This window comes from Pseudomonas sp. REB1044 (assembly GCF_038813925.1).
Taxonomy (GTDB): Bacteria; Pseudomonadota; Gammaproteobacteria; order Pseudomonadales; family Pseudomonadaceae; genus Aquipseudomonas; species Aquipseudomonas boreofloridensis.
Genome location: NZ_CP046139.1, coordinates 1288295 through 1302558, shown reverse-complemented (window position 1 = coordinate 1302558; position 14264 = coordinate 1288295). Strand labels below are relative to the sequence as shown.

Below are 14264 nucleotides of genomic sequence, written 5' to 3'. Positions count from 1 at the left end.
TCAGTGCTTCCCGAGCAAGGCCAGCACGGCCTCGGCAGCCTGGTTGGAGGCGTCGCGGCGTAAGGTGCGGTGGATCCGGTCGAAACTGTCGGTCTGCTCGCCACCCTCGCGCACCAGCGGTGCCAAGGTCGTGGCAAGGGCCTCAGGCGTGGCGGCGTCCTGCAACAACTCAGGCACCAACAGGCGCTGGGCGAGCAGGTTGGGCAAGGACACGTAGGGGCTGCGAACCATTCGCTTGAGAATCCAGAACGTCAACGGTGCCAAGCGATAGGCCACCACCATCGGACGCTTGTACAACAAGGCTTCAAGGGTGGCCGTGCCGGAAGCGATCAGCACCGCATCACACGCCGCCAGCGCCAGGTGAGACTGACCGTCGAGCAGCGTCAGTGGCAGATCGCGGCCTTGCAGCATCTGCTCGAGCTGTGCACGGCGTGCCGGGTTGGCACAGGGAGAGACGAAGCGCACTCCAGGAATCAAGTGCTGCAAGCGCTTGGCCGTGTCCAGGAACACCTCACCCAAGCGTCCGACCTCACCACCGCGACTGCCCGGCATCAGTGCCACCAGCGGTCCATCGCCAAACCCCAGAGACGCGCGCGCAGCACTGCGATCGGCTTGCAGGGGAATAGTGTCGGCCAGCGGATGACCCACGAAGCGTACAGGCACGCCTTGCTCTTCGTAGAACTTCGCCTCGAAGGGCAGCAGGGTGAGCATCAGGTCGCAGCCTTCGCGGATCTTGAACACCCGCTTCTGCCGCCAAGCCCAGACGGAGGGGCTGACGTAATGCACGGTCTTGATCCCGGCCTGACGCAGCTTCAATTCGATGGTGAGGGTGAAGTCCGGTGCGTCGATGCCGATGAACACGTCGGGCTTCTCGCCGATCAGCGTCTGGATCAGGTCCTTGCGGCGCTTGAGCAGTTCGCGCAAACGTCCCAGCACCTCGACCAGACCCATCACCGACAGGCGCTCCATGGGGAAGTAAGACTGCAGCCCTTCGGCCTCCATCAGAGGACCACCGACGCCAATGAAACGGACGTCGGGGTGACGTGCCTTGAGCGCACGCATCAGACCCGAGCCTAGGATGTCGCCGCTGGCCTCACCGGCGACCAGCGCTACGCAAAGTGAGGCCATGTCAGCGCGTGATGCCGCGGGCGGAACTGAGGATCGACTGACGGAACAACTCGACTTCAGGATTCAGAGCCGCCAACTCATCCAGTTCCTTGACTGCGTCCTCCACCGTCAAGCCCTGACGGTAAACGATCTTGTAGGCGCGTCGCAGGTTCTGGATCACGTCATCGCTGAAACCACGACGGCGCATGCCTTCGAAGTTCATGCTGCGCGCTTCGGCCGGGCTGCCGAACACCGTGACGAATGCCGGCACATCCTTGCCAATGGCCGTGCCCATGCCGGAAAAGGCGTGGGCGCCGATGTGGCAATACTGATGCACCAGGGTATAGCCAGACAGGATCGCCCAGTCACCTACATGCACATGGCCGGCCAGCGCCGTGTTATTGACCAGGATGCAGTGATTGCCGATCACGCTGTCGTGGCCGATATGGGCATAGGCCATGATCAGGTTGTGGTCACCCAGCGTAGTCTCGAAGCGGTCCTGAACGGTTCCACGGTGAATGGTGACGCCTTCGCGGATCACATTGTGATCACCAATCACCAGACGGGTAGGCTCGCCCTTGTACTTGAGGTCCGGGGTGTCTTCACCGATGGAACTGAACTGGTAGATACGGTTGTGCCGGCCGATTCGGGTCGGCCCTTTGAGCACTACGTGCGGGCCGATAACACTGCCCTCCCCGATTTCGACATCGGGGCCTACGATCGACCAGGGGCCAATCTCGACACCGTCAGCCACCTTGGCCGACGGATCGATGATCGCCCGCGGATCAATCGAACTCATAGGGAGCGTTCCGCACAGGTGATCTGGGCCGAGCAGACCGGCTTGCCGTCGACCAGAGCACGGCACTCGAACTTCCAGATCATGCTTTTGCGGCTGAGGAACGTGGCTTCGAGTACCAACTGATCGCCGGGCAGCACCGGCTGGCGGAAGCGCAGTTTGTCGGAGCCGACGAAGTAATAGAGCGTGCCATCGGCAGGCTTCGCATCGAGCATCTTGAACCCGAGAATCCCGGCTGCCTGGGCCATCGCTTCGATGATCAGCACGCCAGGCATGATCGGATGCGCCGGGAAGTGACCGTTGAAGAACGGTTCATTGATGCTGACATTCTTGTAGGCACGAATGCTCTGGGCCTCGAAGTCCAGGTCCGTGACCCGGTCCACCAGCAGGAACGGATAACGGTGAGGCAGGTATTCGCGAATCTCGTTGATGTCCATCATTTCGGGGGGAAGCCTGTAATAAGAATAGGGAGCGCAGGTGCTGACCACACGCTCCTTTTGCAGTCCAAAGAGGAGCCAGCGAGCGACTGTTCACTCTTGCTCAGGAAATGGTATCAGCCTTCTGATGCCGGCTGGCCACCTGAGGTCACGGTGTCGACACGTTTTTCCAGTTGCTGCAACCGTTTGGACATGTCGTCAAGCTGCCGAATCCGCGCAGCGCTCTTGCGCCATTCGGCCAGAGGCTGCATGGCGGTGCCGGAAGAATAGCCACCGGGCTCGGTAATCGAGCGGGTCACCATGGTCATGCCGGAGACGAAGACGTTGTCGCAGACATCGATGTGACCGACCATCCCGACGCCACCTGCGATCATGCAGTGCTTGCCGATCCGGGTGCTACCTGAAATACCGACACAGGCAGCCATCGCGGTGTGGTCACCGACCTGCACGTTGTGAGCAATCTGGATTTGGTTGTCGAGCTTGACCCCATTACCGATGCGCGTATCGGAAAGCGCCCCTCGGTCCACCGCAGTATTGACACCGATTTCTACATCGTCGCCGAGCGTAACACCACCAATCTGCGCGATCTTTTGCCAGATGCCTTTCTCAGTGGCGAAACCAAAGCCCTCACCGCCAATCACTGCGCCGGACTGAATCACCACGCGCTTGCCGATGGTCACATCGTGGTACAGCGTGACCCGCGGCGCCAACCAGCCGCCCTCACCGATAACGCAACGTGCACCTACGAAACAATGGGCACCGATGGTGACGTTCGCCGCGATGCGTGCGCCACTCTCGATCACCGCGAACGCGCCGACGCTGGCACTGGCATCCACCTGTGCATCCTCTGCAACAACGGCGCTAGGATGTATACCTGCCACAGCCTTGGGCTTCGGATCGAACAGGTGGGAGATGCGCGCGTAAGCCAGATACGGATCAGGCACGATCACTGCGTTGCCGGTGAAGCCCTCGGCATCCTCGGCCGTGATCAACACCGCCGCCGCCTGACTCTCGTCGAGGAATTTGCGGTACTGACGATTGGCCAAAAAGCTCAACTGCCCGGGTCCGGCTTCCTGCAAGGTCGCCAGACCGGTGATCGCAAGCGACTCGGGGCCACTGAGTGTGGCCCCGAGGGTGTCGGCCAACTGGCCGAGCGTGATGGTCAGGGTCATATCAACGCGCTTGATTCATGCGCTCGATAACCTGGCGGGTGATGTCGTACTGAGGTTTGACATCGATTACCGCGCCACGCTCGAGAACCAGGTCGAAACCGCCTTTCTTGATGACTTCTTCCACAGCACCATCGAGCTTGGGCTTGAGCTGCTTGAGCATGTCGCGGTCAGCAACGGCTTTGGCCTCGTTCAGTTCCTTGGACTGGAACTGGAAGTCGCGAGCCTTCTGCTTGAATTCAAGCTCCAGGCGCTCACGCTCAGGCTGCTGCATCTTGTCGCCGCCCTTGATCAAGCGGTCTTGAATGCCTTTGGCGCTGCTTTCGAGGGTCTTGAGCTGGTTGAGCTGTGGACCAAACTTTTTCTCGGCGTCAACGGCGTACTTCTTAGCCGCATCGGATTCGAGCAGCGCCATCTGGTAGTTCAGAACGGCAACCTTCATTTCGGCGAAAGCCGGGGTGGCGACCAGCGCCGCGGCCACTACGGCCAGTTGAGTCAACTTACGCACGATGCACTCCTGGATAAACCGTTGTCGTTAAGCAAGGGCCCGCTTAGAAAGTCTGGCCCAGAGAGAATTGGAATACCTGGGTTTCGGCGTTGTTCGGCTTCTTGATCGGCGTTGCCAAACTAAAGCTCAACGGACCCAGCGCGGTGATCCAAGTTACACCCAGACCGACGGAGCTCGCCATGTCCGAGAAACCGACCTTGGCGCAGTCTGGTTTGGAGCCACAGTTGGTGTCGAACACGTTACCGACATCCCAGAATACCGAAGTACGCAGCGAGCGCTGATCCTTGACGAATGGCAGCGGGAACAGCAACTCGACACCACCCTGCACCAGGACGTTACCACCGAAGGCCAACGGATCCTGATCGGGATCACGAATGGTGCCTGGGTTTCGACCCGAGCTAGGCGTGCTTCGCGGCCCAAGAGTGTTGTCCTTGAATCCACGCACGGAGTTGAAACCACCCGCATAGTAGTTCTCGTAGAACGGTAGACCCGAAGTGCCACCAAATCCATCGCCATAACCCAGCTCGGTGTGCAGACGCAGGGTGTAGTCATTGCTCAGAGGCTTGAACACCTGGCCGCGGTAGTCGAGCTTGTAGAACGACAGGTCGCTGCCCGGAACGGTGGTTTCCAACGTCAGGCTTTGAGAGTGACCACGGGTCGCCAGGACACCTTTGTTCAGGGTGGATTCGGACCAGCCGATCGACGCCTTGAAGTTCAGGAAGCTATCGCCTTCCTTGTTGAGGAAGTCGAAGATCTCATCCACGGTATAGCGACCGGTTTTGATCTTGTCCTGCTGCACGGTCAGGCCGTAGGTCAGACGCGATGTTTCGCTGATCGGATACCCCAGGCTGACACCGGCACCCAGGCTGTCCACCGCATAGCTGGCCACGTCGACATCGAGGTCGTCATAGTCGGTCTTGCGATAGAAGGCGTTGTAGCCCAGGCTCACGCCGTCTGGCGTGAAGTAGGGATCGACGAAACCGAAGTTGTAGCGGGTCTGGTACTGGCTGCGGGTCAAACCGATGGAGACCTTGTTACCGGTACCGAGGAAGTTGCTCTGGCTGATCGAGCCACCGAGAATCAGGCCGGCGCTCTGGGCGAAACCAACGCTGGCGGTGATCGAGCCGGACGCCTGCTCCTCGACCGCATAGTTGACGTCGACCTGGTCATCGGTGCCCGGCACAGACGGAGTCTCGACGTTGACTTCCTTGAAGAAGCCCAGGCGCTCGAGACGGGTCTTGGACTGGTCGATGAGGTAGGTGGACGCCCAGCCGCCCTCCATCTGACGCATCTCACGACGCAATACTTCGTCTTCGGTCTTGGTGTTGCCGCGGTAGTTGATGCGGTTGACGTAGGCACGCTTGCCCGGATCGACGACGAACATGATGTCGACGGTGTGATCCTGATCGTTGGGCTGCGGAACGCCATTGACGTTGGCGAAGGTGTAGCCTTCGTTACCCAGGCGTCGGGTAATCAGGTCGGACGTGGTGGTCATGACCTTGCGCGAGAACACCTGACCGGGCTGGACCAGCATCAGCGACTTGACCTGGTCTTCCGGCACCTTGAGGTCGCCGGACAGCTTCACGTCACGAACGGTGTACTTTTCACCTTCGTTGACGTTGACGGTGATGTAGACGTGCTTCTTGTCCGGCGTGATGGACACCTGAGTGGAGGCGATGTCCATGTTGATGTAGCCGCGGTCCAGATAGTAGGAACGCAGGCGTTCCAGGTCACCGGACAATTTCTCGCGTGCATACTTGTCATCGTTCTTGAAGAACGACAGCCAGTTGGTGGTCTTCAGCTCGAACAGTTGAGACAGCTCTTCATCGCCGAATACGGTGTTGCCCACCACGTTGATGTGCTGGATGGCAGCAACCGTACCTTCGTTGATCTTGATCTTCAGGCTGACGCGGTTACGTGGCTGCGGCACCACTTCGGCGTCCACCTCAGCCGAGTAGCGACCTTGGGCCACGTACTGGCGCTGCAGTTCGTTACGAACGCCTTCGAGAGTCGCGCGCTGGAAGATCTCGCCTTCGGACAGACCGGACTGCTTGAGGCCTTTCATCAAGTCGTCGGTGCTGATCGCCTTGTTGCCTTCGATCTCGATGCTCGACACCGATGGACGCTCGACCACGTTGATGATCAGGACATTGCCATCGCGATCCAGTTGAATGTCCTGGAAGAACCCGGTCTTGAACAGGGAACGGGTGGACTCCACCAAGCGCCGGTCATCGACCTGGTCGCCCACATTCAACGGCAACGCGCCGAACACGCTGCCGGCGGAAACCCGCTGCAGGCCGTTGACACGAATATCGGAGATGGTGAAGGACTCGGCGTGAACTTCAGCGATCATCAGTGCGGAGAGCACCGCAGTTAGCAGCAGACGTTTCATGAAGTCCTTTTATTCCAACTGGCAATAAACAACCCGCCACCGCAGTACGGCGGCAGGTTCGCAATAGAGCGAAGCGTTAAAGTCGACCCAGATCGTTGATCAGGGCGAGCAACATCACCCCTATGACCAAACTGATACCGATCTGGACCCCCCAACCTTGCACCCGATCGGAAAGCGGACGACCGCGCGCCCACTCGATCAGGTAAAACAGCAAATGCCCCCCATCCAGTACCGGGATGGGCAGCAGGTTCAGAACCCCCAGGCTTATGCTCAGGTAGGCCAGGAAATTCAGGAAATCCCCAACGCCCGACTGGGCTGAAGCGCCCGCCACTTTAGCAATGGTTATCGGTCCGCTCAAGTTTTTTACCGAGAGCTCGCCGAAGAGCATTTTCTTCAGCGATTCGAGGGTCAGGACACTCATGTTCCAGGTCCGCGACAAGCCCTCGCCGACCGCTTCGAGCGGTCCATAGCTAACCTCGCGGAGCATGTTCGCCGGCCACTCGCCACCCTTGACGCCCGCACCGAGGTAGCCTGCTGCCGCCTGGCCCTCGCCCTTGCTGGCAAGGGTCACCGGCAGCTCCAACTGCGCGCCGTCTCGCTCGAGGCGCACCTGGACCTGGGTCTTGGGATGGGCACGGACCCGGTCGACGACTTGCTGCCAGTCGCTCACGGCCGTCCCGTCCAGCGCCAGCAGCCGATCGCCGGTCTTCATGCCCGCCGCGGCTGCCGGGCCTTTCGGATCGATCTCGGCCAGCACCGGCGGCAATACCGGACGCCATGGGCGCAAACCCAGTGACTGGATCGGATCAGGCTCGTCGGCCCCTTTGAGCCAATGGTCCAGGCTGATCTCAAGCTGACGCTCGAGCGTGGCGCCCTCGTCGCGCACACCGACGCGCAAGCTTCCGCTCTCGCCGAGGCGCCGAACCAACTGCAAGTTGACTGCGGACCAACCGTTGGTCGGCTTGCCATCGATGGAAACGATTTCCTGCCCAGGCATCAGACCCGCTGACGCCGCCAGGCTGCCCGACTCCACCGCACCGATGACCGGACGCACCTGTTGACTGCCGAGCATGGCGACCAGCGAAAAGAACAGGATCGCCAGCAGGAAATTGGCGATCGGACCGGCAGCGACGATCGCGATACGCTGCCCCACCGGCTTGCGATTGAACGACTGCCCGAGCAGTGCAGGTGGAACGTCGCCTTCGCGTTCGTCGAGCATCTTGACGTAACCACCCAGCGGAATCGCCGCGACGACGAACTCAGTGCCATGGCGATCATGCCAACGCAGCAGCGGCGTGCCGAAGCCCACCGAAAAACGCAGCACTTTGACCCCGCACTTGCGCGCCACCCAGAAGTGGCCGAACTCATGAAACGTGACCAGTACACCCAACGCCACCAAGGTGCCGATGATCATGTAGAGCGCTGTCATATCCATCTCCGAATGCTGTTCAGCCGGGCTTTTGGCCGACAGGGGTCAGCGACCGTGGCGCCTCAACCATGCCTGGGCATGCTCCCGGGCACGCTGGTCGGCGGCGAACACAGCCTCCAGCGAAGCCAGCGCGACGACCGGCTCCTGCTCGAGGACCTGCTCGATCATACTCGCGATTTCCGGGAAGCGGATACGCCCCTGGAGGAATGCCTCCACCGCCACTTCGTTGGCCGCATTGAGCACGGCCGGAGCGCTATTGCCGGCTTCGGCTGCCGCACGCGCCAGTCGCAAACACGGGAAGCGCTGCTCGTCGGGCGTCTGGAAATCCAGACGCGCTATCGCGAACAGGTCCAGCGGCGCGACACCCGAATCGATTCGCTGCGGCCAAGCCAGCGCATTGGCGATCGGGGTTCGCATGTCAGGATTGCCCAACTGCGCCAGTACCGAGCCGTCGACGTAGTCGACCAGCGAATGAATGACGCTTTGCGGATGCACCACCACTTCCACAATCGAAGGGGCGGCATCGAACAGCCAGCACGCCTCGATCAGCTCGAGTCCCTTGTTCATCATGCTGGCCGAATCGACGGAAATCTTGCGCCCCATCGACCAATTCGGATGAGCACAAGCCTGCTCGGGCGTGACATCCATCAACGCGGCCGCCGAGGTGTCGCGGAAGGGCCCGCCGGACGCCGTCAGCAGGATGCGACGCACCCCCACCTGCGCCAGACCTCGGGAGTAATCCCCAGGCAGGCACTGAAAAATTGCGTTGTGCTCGCTGTCGATGGGTAGCAGCACGGCGCCGCTGTCGCGCACCGCTTGCATGAACAGCGCGCCGGACATCACCAGCGCTTCCTTGTTGGCCAGCAACACCTTCTTGCCGGCGCGCACGGCTGCCAGGGTGGGACGCAATCCCGCTGCACCGACGATGGCGGCCATTACCGCGTCCACTTCGCTGGCGCAGGCGACCTGACAGAGCCCAGCCTCCCCTTCCAGCACTTCGCAGTCGCAACCTGCCGCCACCAGCCCGTCACGCAGGCGAGACGCGGAACGGGCATCGGGCACGACCGCATAGGCTGGACGGTGTCGCAGGCAGAGTGCCAGCAACTCCTCCAGACGCGAGTAGCCCGTCAAGGCGAACACTTGATAGCGGTCGGGATGACAGGCGATCACGTCCAGGGTGCTCAGGCCGATCGAACCGGTCGCCCCGAGTACGGTGATGCGCTGCACTTGGCTCACATCACACCCCATTCGGCCGCCCAGAGCAGCACAGCGAACATGGGAATCGCCGCTGTCAGGCTGTCAATACGGTCGAGCACGCCGCCATGCCCAGGCAGTAGATTACTGCTGTCCTTGATGCCTTCGCGGCGCTTGAACATGCTTTCAGTCAGATCCCCAACCACCGACGACATGACCACGATCAGCGCGCCGACCAGGCCGAGCAGAATCTGTCCTATGCCCCAGTCGCGCACCAGACCGACCACCAGCGTAATCAGCAGGCTCACCGCCATGCCGCCGTAGACACCTTCCCAGCTCTTGCCAGGACTCACCTGCGGCGCCAGCTTGCGCTTGCCGAAGGCACGCCCGGAGAAATAAGCGCCAATATCCGCCGCCCAGACCAGCACCATCACCGACAGGATCAAGCCGTTACCCAGCGGCCAGTGCTTGAGCAGCACCAGGCCCTGCCAGGCCGGCAGCAGCACCAGCAGGCCGATCAGCAGCCGGCAGGCGGCACTGCCCCACAGTTCGCTGCTGCGTGGATAGGTCAGCACCAGCCAGGTCGCCAACCCCCACCAGATCACCGAAGCGCCCAGCACCCAGGGCGCCAGGTCGGGCATGAGGTAGAGCAGCATCAGCGCTCCGGCGACCACGGCAGCGTAGGCCAGGCGCAGCGGCTGGGCGGTCAGCCCGGCCAAACGTGCCCATTCCCAGGCGCCGACGGTGACCACGAAACCGATGAACAGCGCGAAGTCGGCGCCGCCGAGCAGGAAGAATCCGCCCAGCGCGACCGGCAGCAGGATCAGCGCGGTAATGATGCGTTGTTTAAGCATTAAGCACGGGCTCCAGCTTCGACCTGCTCGCTGGTCTTACCGAAGCGGCGCTGGCGCGAAGCGAAATCGGCCAACGCAGTGCGCATGGCCTCGTGTTTGAAGTCCGGCCAGTAGAGGTCGGAGAAATACAGTTCGGCGTACGCCAACTGCCAAAGGAGGAAATTGCTGATGCGGTGCTCGCCACCGGTGCGAATGCACAGGTCGGGCAGCGGCAAATCGCCGGTCGCCAGGCAGGTCTGCAACAACTCAGGGGTAATGTCATCGGCCCTCAGGTGGCCAGCCTGCACTTCGCGTGCGAGACGTTGAGCCGCCTGGGCGATATCCCACTGCCCGCCATAGTTGGCCGCGACCTGAAGAATGAAGCGGTCATTGCCGGCGGTCAGCGCCTCGGCTTCGCGCATTGCCGCCTGCAATTCCGGATGAAAACGCGAACGATCGCCGATGATGCGCAGGCTGATGTTGTTGTCATTCAGGCGCTTGGCTTCGCGGCGCAAGGCCGAAAAGAACAGCTCCATCAACGCACCCACTTCATCAGCCGGACGCTGCCAGTTCTCGCTGGAGAAGGCGAAGAGCGTGAGCACTTCGACCTTCGCCTCGGCACAGACCTCGATCACCGCACGTACCGCATCGACGCCCGCCTTGTGCCCGGCAACACCGGGCAACAGGCGCTTCTTCGCCCAGCGGTTATTGCCGTCCATGATGATCGCGACATGACGCGGCACCACAGACGGTGCCGCCAGCTTGGTCTTATCCATGAACAAACCCCGGCCTCAGACGGCCATCAGGTCCTTTTCCTTGTCTTCCGTAGCCTTGGCGATCTGCGCCTCGAAATCCTTGATCAGCTTGTCGATGTCGGCGCTGGCGCGACGCTCTTCGTCCTCGCTGATTGCCTTGTCCTTGGACAGCTTCTTCAAATCGCCCAGCGCATCACGACGAATGTTACGCACTGCAACACGGGCATCTTCAGCGGCCGCTCGGGCCTGCTTGGTGAAGCCCTTGCGGGTCTCTTCGGTCAGTGGCGCCATCTTGACCAGCAGCAGCTCGCCCAGGTTGGTCGGGTTGAGGTTCAGACCGGCACTGCCGATAGCCTTGTCGATTGCGGCCAGCATGTTGCGCTCGAAAGGCACCACTTGCAGCGTCTGGTTGTCCTTGACGGTCACGTTCGCCACGCCGGTCAGCGGGGTGTCGGTGCCATAGTAGGGCACCATCACGCTACCGAGTACGCTTGGATGCGCCTTGCCGGTACGGATCTGGCCAAAGGCATGGGCCAGCGATTCCAGCGACTTCTTCATCCGCTCCTGAGCGTCTTTCTTGATTTCGTTGATCATTTTTGAACTTCCTCGATCAGAGTTCCTTCAGCACCACCATGCACGATATTCAGCAGGGCGCCGGGCTTGTTCATATTGAAGACACGCAGCGGCATCTTGTGATCACGGCAAAGGCAGATTGCCGTCAGGTCCATCACGCCCAGCTTGCGATCCAGCACTTCATCGTAAGACAGATGATCGAACTTCTCGGCATGCGGGTCTTTGAATGGGTCTGCAGTGTATACGCCATCCACCTTGGTTGCCTTCAATACCACGTCGGCATCGATTTCGATGGCGCGCAGGCAAGCGGCGGAGTCGGTGGTGAAGAAGGGGTTGCCGGTGCCGGCGGCGAAAATCACCACTTCCTTGGCGTTCAAGTGGCGCATGGCCTTGCGACGATCATAATGATCGGTCACGCCCACCATGGAAATCGCCGACATGACGACGGCGGTGATGTTCGCCCGCTCCAGGGCATCGCGCATGGCCAGAGCGTTCATCACGGTAGCCAGCATGCCCATATGGTCGCCAGTCACTCGGTCCATGCCGGCAGCACTGAGGGCTGCACCACGGAACAGGTTGCCGCCACCGATCACCAGGCCGACTTGAACGCCGATGCCGACCAGCTGGCCGACTTCCAGCGCCATGCGATCCAGGACCTTGGGGTCGATCCCGAACTCTTCCGAGCCCATCAGGGCCTCGCCGCTAAGTTTGAGTAGAATGCGTTTATAGCGAGCCTGATGACCACTACCCTGCTGAGCCATTGCGAATCTCTCCTGCGGCGTTTGTAAAAAATCTGGCGGGCTGTATCAGCCTACGCGTAACTCTAACGTGACGCAGCGAATGCGTCAGCGAACAGCGGCCTGATAAACCGCGGCCGCTTTGACAAAGAGGCTGCGCGCGTGAGCGGGCAGCCTCTTCGGGGCGACAGACGGGGCTGTCTTACTGCTTGGCGGCAGCGACCTGGGCGGCAACTTCTTCAGCGAAGTTGTCGACCGGCTTCTCGATGCCTTCGCCGACTTTGAAGTAGGTGAAGGAAACGATTTCAGCGCCGGCTTTCTTGGCCAGATCACCGACCTTGACTTCCGGGTTCATGACGAACGCCTGCTCTTTCAGCGAGGCTTCTGCCTTGAACTTGGTGATACGGCCGTTGATCATGTTCTCGACGATGTTTTCCGGCTTGCCGGCGATCTTGTCGGCGTTGAGTTGCAGGAAGACACCCTTCTCGCGCTCGATGGCCTCGGCGGAGATTTCCGACGAATCCAGGAACTCGGGGTTCGAGGCTGCAACGTGCATGGCAATGTTCTTCGCCAGCTCAATGTCACCGCCTTTCAGAACGACGACAGCGCCGATCTTGTTGCCGTGCAGGTAAGCACCGACAACGTCACCTTCAACGCGCACCAGGCGACGGATGTTGACGTTTTCGCCACACTTGGCAACCAGGGCCTCACGATCAGCCTCACGCGAATCAATCAGTGGAGCAGCGTCGGTCAGCTTCTGAGCGAAGGCCTCTTCCAGGCTTTCGGCGACGAAGTGCTTGAAGTCGTCTTGCAGGGCCAGGAAGTCGGTCTGCGAGTTCACTTCCAGCAGAACGGCGGATTTACCGTCGGTCTTGACTGCGATGGCGCCTTCAGCGGCGACGTTGCCGGCTTTCTTGGCGGCCTTGATGGCGCCCGAGGCACGCATGTCGTCAATGGCTTTTTCGATGTCGCCGCCGGCCTTTTCCAGGGCCTTCTTGCAATCCATCATGCCTTCGCCGGTACGCTCGCGCAGTTCTTTGACCAGCGCTGCAGTAATTGCTGCCATTTCAAAATCCTCTTGGAAAGTTTTTCAACCATTCCACCCGTGCATCACGGGCGTTCTAAATCTGCAAATCCACTGTCTTCACACCTGCCCGGCACATGATGCGCCCGTCGGCTGACAGGAGGATTTCAGGTGGCAAAAAGGGGGCCAAGCCCCCTTTTCGCGTACCAAGTAGACGCTGGGCGTCAATTACTCGGCCGCTGGTGCCGCCGCTTCTTCAGCGTAGACTTCGGTGCCGCCAGCAACGTTGTTGCGGCCGCGGATGACAGCGTCAGCCATCGAAGTCATGTACAGCTCGATAGCGCGAATGGCGTCATCGTTACCTGGAATGATGTAGTCGACGCCTTCCGGGCTGCTGTTGGTATCGACGACGCCTATGACCGGGATGCCCAGCTTGTTGGCTTCGGTGATCGCGATGCGCTCGTGATCGACGTCGATGACGAACAGTGCGTCAGGCAGACCGCCCATGTCCTTGATGCCGCCCAGGCTGCGATCCAGTTTTTCCAGATCACGCGAACGCATCAGGGCTTCTTTCTTGGTCAGCTTGGCGAAGGTGCCATCGTCGGCCTGGGTTTCCAGGTCGCGCAGACGCTTGATCGAAGCACGGATGGTTTTGTAGTTGGTCAGCATGCCGCCCAACCAGCGGTGGTCGACATACGGCGAGCCGCAGCGTGCTGCTTGCTCGGCGACCAGTTTGCCGGCCGAACGCTTGGTGCCGACGAACAGGATCTTGTTCTTGCCCTGGGCCAGGCGCTCGACGAACGACAGTGCGTCGTTGAACATCGGCAGGGTTTTTTCCAGGTTGATGATGTGGATCTTGTTGCGCGCGCCGAAAATGTACTTGCCCATTTTCGGGTTCCAGTAACGGGTCTGGTGGCCGAAGTGCACACCGGCCTTCAGCATATCGCGCATGTTGACTTGGGACATGATAGTTCCTTGATAAGTCGGGTTGGGCCTCCACGTATCCCAATGACCAACCCACGGATCCTGAGATCCCGGGCACCCAGGCCATCGTGTCGACACGTGTGTGGGTTAGAGCTGACGGGGACACCCCCGAAAGCGGCGCATGTTATACCACAGACTCCCACGGGTAGAAAGAGCCGCGAGCTACAAGCTGCAAGCTACAAGCTGCAAGCTGCAAGACGAAGCGGCGGGGGATGACTCACCTGCTTGCGGCTTGCGGCTTGCCGCTTATCGCTGCCGCGTGGCGCTGGCGGCTCTGATAGAATGCCGGTTTTCCCGTTTTGTTGGGCGCCGCTCGGCGCCGTAGA

14 protein-coding genes are annotated in these 14264 nt (G+C 60.7%); all 14 read right to left on the bottom strand.

What is annotated here, in order from left to right; all coding sequences use genetic code 11:
- On the bottom strand, window positions 1-1128 hold the full coding sequence (lpxB, locus tag GKC70_RS06020) for a lipid-A-disaccharide synthase (protein WP_342650749.1): 1128 nt from the start codon (window positions 1126-1128) through the stop codon (window positions 1-3).
- A 1-nt stretch (window position 1129) separates the two neighbouring features.
- Window positions 1130-1906, bottom strand: coding sequence for an acyl-ACP--UDP-N-acetylglucosamine O-acyltransferase (lpxA, locus tag GKC70_RS06015; RefSeq protein ID WP_342650748.1), 777 nt, complete (start codon window positions 1904-1906; stop codon window positions 1130-1132).
- A complete protein-coding gene (fabZ, locus tag GKC70_RS06010) occupies window positions 1903-2343 on the bottom strand; it encodes a 3-hydroxyacyl-ACP dehydratase FabZ (protein ID WP_029613427.1) in 441 nt (146 codons plus the stop codon). Before fabZ ends, lpxA begins: the two co-directional genes overlap by 4 nt.
- 113 nt (window positions 2344-2456) lie before the next feature.
- The gene (gene lpxD, locus GKC70_RS06005) at window positions 2457-3512 is read right to left on the bottom strand and encodes a UDP-3-O-(3-hydroxymyristoyl)glucosamine N-acyltransferase (protein ID WP_342650747.1); all 1056 of its coding nucleotides are present in this window, start codon (window positions 3510-3512) and stop codon (window positions 2457-2459) included.
- A 1-nt stretch (window position 3513) separates the two neighbouring features.
- Window positions 3514-4017 carry an OmpH family outer membrane protein gene (locus tag GKC70_RS06000; protein ID WP_029613426.1) on the bottom strand — a complete coding sequence of 168 codons (504 nt, stop codon included), beginning with the start codon at window positions 4015-4017 and terminating at the stop codon, window positions 3514-3516.
- 43 nt (window positions 4018-4060) lie between these two features.
- Window positions 4061-6409, bottom strand: coding sequence for an outer membrane protein assembly factor BamA (bamA, locus tag GKC70_RS05995; RefSeq protein WP_342650746.1), 2349 nt, complete (start codon window positions 6407-6409; stop codon window positions 4061-4063).
- Window positions 6410-6485: 76 nt separating this feature from the next.
- Complete coding sequence (gene rseP / locus GKC70_RS05990; protein ID WP_342650745.1) at window positions 6486-7838, bottom strand: RIP metalloprotease RseP; 1353 nt, start codon at window positions 7836-7838, stop codon at window positions 6486-6488.
- A 45-nt stretch (window positions 7839-7883) separates the two neighbouring features.
- On the bottom strand, window positions 7884-9074 hold the full coding sequence (ispC, locus tag GKC70_RS05985) for a 1-deoxy-D-xylulose-5-phosphate reductoisomerase (protein WP_342650744.1): 1191 nt from the start codon (window positions 9072-9074) through the stop codon (window positions 7884-7886).
- The gene (locus GKC70_RS05980) at window positions 9071-9886 is read right to left on the bottom strand and encodes a phosphatidate cytidylyltransferase (protein ID WP_039579592.1); all 816 of its coding nucleotides are present in this window, start codon (window positions 9884-9886) and stop codon (window positions 9071-9073) included. The genes ispC and GKC70_RS05980 overlap by 4 nt, the downstream gene beginning before the upstream one ends.
- Window positions 9886-10641, bottom strand: coding sequence for a polyprenyl diphosphate synthase (gene uppS / locus GKC70_RS05975; RefSeq protein WP_029613421.1), 756 nt, complete (start codon window positions 10639-10641; stop codon window positions 9886-9888). The genes GKC70_RS05980 and uppS overlap by 1 nt, the downstream gene beginning before the upstream one ends.
- 15 nt (window positions 10642-10656) lie before the next feature.
- Window positions 10657-11214, bottom strand: a complete 558-nt coding sequence (gene frr, locus GKC70_RS05970; RefSeq protein WP_029613420.1) for a ribosome recycling factor — start codon at window positions 11212-11214, stop codon at window positions 10657-10659.
- Entirely contained in the window at window positions 11211-11954 is a 744-nt protein-coding gene (pyrH, locus tag GKC70_RS05965; RefSeq protein ID WP_029613419.1) for a UMP kinase, read from the bottom strand. Before pyrH ends, frr begins: the two co-directional genes overlap by 4 nt.
- A gap of 178 nt (window positions 11955-12132) precedes the next feature.
- Window positions 12133-12996, bottom strand: a complete 864-nt coding sequence (gene tsf / locus GKC70_RS05960; protein ID WP_342650743.1) for a translation elongation factor Ts — start codon at window positions 12994-12996, stop codon at window positions 12133-12135.
- A gap of 186 nt (window positions 12997-13182) precedes the next feature.
- Window positions 13183-13920: a 30S ribosomal protein S2 gene (rpsB, locus tag GKC70_RS05955; RefSeq protein ID WP_039579597.1), complete on the bottom strand. Its 738-nt coding sequence runs from the start codon at window positions 13918-13920 to the stop codon at window positions 13183-13185.
- Between the last annotated feature and the right edge of the window lie 344 nt (window positions 13921-14264).

Excerpts from the sequence above, each read along its gene's own strand:
- rseP (WP_342650745.1), bottom strand. The coding sequence starts at position 7,838 with ATGACAGCGCTCTACATGATCATCGGCACCTTGGTGGCGTTGGGTGTA.
- lpxA (WP_342650748.1), bottom strand. The coding sequence starts at position 1,906 with ATGAGTTCGATTGATCCGCGGGCGATCATCGATCCGTCGGCCAAGGTG.
- frr (WP_029613420.1), bottom strand. The coding sequence starts at position 11,214 with ATGATCAACGAAATCAAGAAAGACGCTCAGGAGCGGATGAAGAAGTCG.
- bamA (WP_342650746.1), bottom strand. The coding sequence starts at position 6,409 with ATGAAACGTCTGCTGCTAACTGCGGTGCTCTCCGCACTGATGATCGCT.
- lpxB (WP_342650749.1), bottom strand. The coding sequence starts at position 1,128 with ATGGCCTCACTTTGCGTAGCGCTGGTCGCCGGTGAGGCCAGCGGCGAC.
- tsf (WP_342650743.1), bottom strand. The coding sequence starts at position 12,996 with ATGGCAGCAATTACTGCAGCGCTGGTCAAAGAACTGCGCGAGCGTACC.
- lpxD (WP_342650747.1), bottom strand. The coding sequence starts at position 3,512 with ATGACCCTGACCATCACGCTCGGCCAGTTGGCCGACACCCTCGGGGCC.
- pyrH (WP_029613419.1), bottom strand. The coding sequence starts at position 11,954 with ATGGCTCAGCAGGGTAGTGGTCATCAGGCTCGCTATAAACGCATTCTA.
- uppS (WP_029613421.1), bottom strand. The coding sequence starts at position 10,641 with ATGGATAAGACCAAGCTGGCGGCACCGTCTGTGGTGCCGCGTCATGTC.
- rpsB (WP_039579597.1), bottom strand. The coding sequence starts at position 13,920 with ATGTCCCAAGTCAACATGCGCGATATGCTGAAGGCCGGTGTGCACTTC.
- GKC70_RS05980 (WP_039579592.1), bottom strand. The coding sequence starts at position 9,886 with ATGCTTAAACAACGCATCATTACCGCGCTGATCCTGCTGCCGGTCGCG.
- fabZ (WP_029613427.1), bottom strand. The coding sequence starts at position 2,343 with ATGATGGACATCAACGAGATTCGCGAATACCTGCCTCACCGTTATCCG.